The sequence below is a fragment of the Ramlibacter sp. genome, assembly GCF_035706265.1.
GTDB lineage: Bacteria > Pseudomonadota > Gammaproteobacteria > Burkholderiales > Burkholderiaceae_C > Ramlibacter.
Genome location: NZ_DASSVG010000129.1, coordinates 1 through 3,420 on the forward strand (window position 1 = coordinate 1; position 3,420 = coordinate 3,420).

Annotated in this window: 4 protein-coding genes; all 4 read left to right on the top strand. The window is 70.5% G+C overall.

Going from position 1 to position 3,420, the window contains the following annotated elements; translation table 11 throughout:
* On the top strand, positions 1-477 hold a 477-nt coding region (locus tag VFM98_RS05075), incomplete at its 5' end, for a YebC/PmpR family DNA-binding transcriptional regulator (protein ID WP_325108811.1).
* Between the two features lie 82 nt (positions 478-559).
* Complete coding sequence (gene purD, locus VFM98_RS05080) at positions 560-1,840, top strand: phosphoribosylamine--glycine ligase (RefSeq protein ID WP_325108812.1); 1,281 nt, start codon at positions 560-562, stop codon at positions 1,838-1,840.
* A 90-nt stretch (positions 1,841-1,930) separates the two neighbouring features.
* Positions 1,931-2,845: an oxygen-dependent coproporphyrinogen oxidase gene (hemF, locus tag VFM98_RS05085; RefSeq protein ID WP_325108813.1), complete on the top strand. Its 915-nt coding sequence runs from the start codon at positions 1,931-1,933 to the stop codon at positions 2,843-2,845.
* A partial coding sequence (nadD, locus tag VFM98_RS05090; protein ID WP_325108814.1) for a nicotinate (nicotinamide) nucleotide adenylyltransferase occupies positions 2,842-3,420 on the top strand: 579 nt, incomplete at its 3' end. The genes hemF and nadD, both read left to right, overlap by 4 nt.

Genomic DNA, 3,420 nt, shown 5'->3' on the forward strand with positions numbered 1-3,420 from the left:
ATCCGCTACGAGGGCTACGGCATCGGCGGCGCGGCCATCATCGTCGACACCATGACGGACAACAAGGTCCGCACCGTGGCGGAGGTGCGCCACACCTTCAGCAAGCACGGCGGCAACATGGGCACGGAAGGCTCGGTGGCCTTCCAGTTCAAGCACTGCGGCCAGCTGATCTTCGCCCCCGGCACCAGCGAGGACAAGGTGATGGAGGTGGCGCTGGAAGCCGGCGCCGACGACGTGATCGCGGACGACGACGGCGCCATCGAGGTGCTGACGGCGTCCGGCGAGTTCGAGAAGGTCCGCAATGCCCTCGAGGCCGCGGGCCTGAAGCCCGAAGTCGCGGAAGTGACCATGCGGCCGGAGAACACGATCGAGCTCACGGGCGAGGATGCCGCGCGCATGCAGAAGCTGGTCGACCTGCTGGAAGACCTCGACGACGTGCAGGCCGTCTACCACAACGCGGAAATCGAGGAACAATGAGCCCCCACGCTCCGCACTACGTGTCGTCGCTGCCCCCCGCGGGGGCGGTCGCCCTCCTAGCGGCGGCCCGTCGGAGGGCGAAGTGAAAGTCCTGGTCATCGGCGGCGGCGGCCGCGAGCACGCGCTGGCCTGGAAGCTGGCGCAGTCGCCCAAGGTGCAGGCGGTCTACGTTGCGCCCGGCAACGGCGGCACCGCGCTCGATCCGCGGCTGGAGAACGTCGCGATCGCGGACCTGCGGCAACTGCGTGACTGGGCGCTGAAGGAGAAGATCGCGCTCACCGTGGTCGGCCCCGAGGCCCCGCTGGCGGCCGGCGTGGTGGACGACTTCCGCACCCATGGGCTGCGCATCTTCGGGCCGACGCAGGCGGCCGCGCAGCTCGAAAGCTCCAAGGCCTTCGCCAAGGCCTTCATGGCGCGCCACCGGATCCCCACCGCGGAGTACGAGGCGTTCACCGATGCGGCCCAGGCCCATGCCTACGTCGACCGCAAGGGCGCCCCGATCGTCGTCAAGGCCGACGGCCTGGCCGCAGGCAAGGGCGTGGTCGTCGCCATGACGGCCGCCGAGGCGCACGAGGCGATCGACTTCATGCTCCTGGACGACAAGCTGGGCGTGTCGCACAACGCCGGTGGCGCCCGGGTGGTGATCGAGGAATTCCTGCAGGGCGAGGAAGCGAGCTTCATCGTGCTGTGCGACGGCCGCAACACGGTGCCGCTGGCCACCAGCCAGGACCACAAGCGCCTGCGCGACGGCGACCAGGGCCCCAACACCGGCGGCATGGGCGCCTATTCGCCGGCCCCGGTGGTCACCCCCGCCGTGCATGCGCGCGCCATGCGCGAGATCATCCTGCCCACCCTGCGCGGCATGGAAAAGGACGGCATCCCCTACACCGGCTTCCTCTACGCGGGCCTGATGATCGACGCCAAGGGCCAGCCCAAGACGCTGGAATTCAACTGCCGCATGGGCGACCCGGAGACGCAGCCGATCATGATGCGGCTGAAGTCGGACCTGTTCGACGTGATGATGGCCGCCACGGGCGGCACGCTCGACCAGGTCGAGCTCGAATGGGACCGGCGCACTGCGCTCGGCGTGGTGATGGCCGCCCACGGCTATCCGATGGATCCCCGCAAGGGCGACACGATCCGCGGCCTGCCCAAGGAGGCGGAGGACGCGATGGTGTTCCACGCCGGCACTGCGGCCCAGGGCAACGCCACCGTCACCTCGGGCGGCCGGGTGCTGTGCGTCACGGCGCTGGCCGATTCGGTCAAGGCGGCGCAGCAGCGCGCCTACGAGGTCGTGCGCGGCATCCAGTTCGACGGCGCCCAGTACCGCCGCGACATCGGCCACCGGGCCGTGAAAGGCTAAGACATTGAGCCCCCACGCTCGTTCACTTCGTGTAACTCGCTGCCCCCCGAGGGGGCCGTCAGCGCCCTTCGGGCGGCCGGGCGGGCGCTGATGGAAGCTCACATCACCGCCGTGCGCACCTGGCTCACGGGCCTGCAGCAGCGCATCACGCACGCCATCACCGAGATCGACGGCCAGGCCTTCCGCGCCGACGCGTGGAAGAAGGAGCCGGGCGAGAAGCTGCAGGGCGAAGGCGTGACCATGATCCTGGAGCAGGGCGGGGTGTTCGAGCGCGCGGGCGTGGGCTTCTCGCACGTGCGCGGCCCGCAGCTGCCGCCTTCGGCCACGCAGCACCGGCCGGAGCTGGTGGGCGCCTCGTTCGAGGCCATGGGCGTCTCGCTGGTGTTCCATCCGCGCAATCCGTACGCGCCCACGGTGCACATGAACGTGCGCATGCTGGCCGCGCTGCCCGCGAATACGCCGCCGGTGTACTGGTTCGGCGGCGGCATGGACCTGACGCCCTACTACGGCTTCGAGGAGGACGCGGTGCACTTCCACCGGGTCTGCCGCGACAGCCTGGCGCCCTTCGGCGAGGACAAGTACCCGCGCTTCAAGACCTGGTGCGACGAGTACTTCTTCAACCGCCACCGCAACGAGCCGCGCGGCATCGGCGGCATCTTCTTCGACGATTTCTTCGAGGACGGCTTCGAGCGCAGCTTCGGCCTGGCGCAGTCCGTCGGCGACCGGTTCCTGGACGCCTACCTGCCGGTGCTGCAGCGGCGCAAGGACACGCCCTGGGGCGAGCGCGAGCGCGCGTGGCAACTGCTGCGCCGCGGCCGCTACGTCGAATTCAACCTGGTGTGGGACCGCGGCACGCACTTCGGCCTGCAGTCGGGCGGCCGGGCCGAATCCATCCTCATGTCGATGCCACCGCTGGTGAGCTGGGCCTACCAGGCGCAGCCCGAGCCCGGCTCGCGCGAGGACGAACTGCTGCGGCACTTCCTGGTGCGCAGGGACTGGGTTTGAGTTCCACCCCACGCCGGGTCGGCATGTTCGGCGGCGCCTTCGACCCGCCGCACCGGGCCCACGTCGCGCTGGCGCGCGCGGCCGTGCAGCAGCTCGGGCTGGACCGCCTGCATGTGCTGCCCACCGGTAATGCCTGGCACAAGACGCGTACCCTTTCGCCGGCCGAGGACAGGCTGGCCATGACGCGGCTGGCCTTTGCCGCGCTGCCGGCGGCGCAGGTGGACGAGCGCGAACTGCGGCGCACCGGCGCGACCTACAGCGTCGACACGCTGCGCGAGCTGCAGGCCGAGTATCCCGGCGCGCAGCTCTACCTGCTGATGGGCGAGGACCAGGCCGCGAGCTTCACGGGCTGGCATGCCTGGCAGGAGATCGCCGCGCTGGCCGTGCTCGCCGTGGCGGGCCGGGGCACGGGCGAGGGCCTGGCCCGGCTGCGCGCGCTGCCGGGCGTGCGCGTCGAGCTGCTGCAGCTGCCGCAGATGCCCGAGAGCGCCACGGACATCCGTGCGCGGCTGACAGGCAGGCAGGACATCGGCGAGCTGCTGGACCCAGCGGTCGCCGGTTATATTGAATCCCAT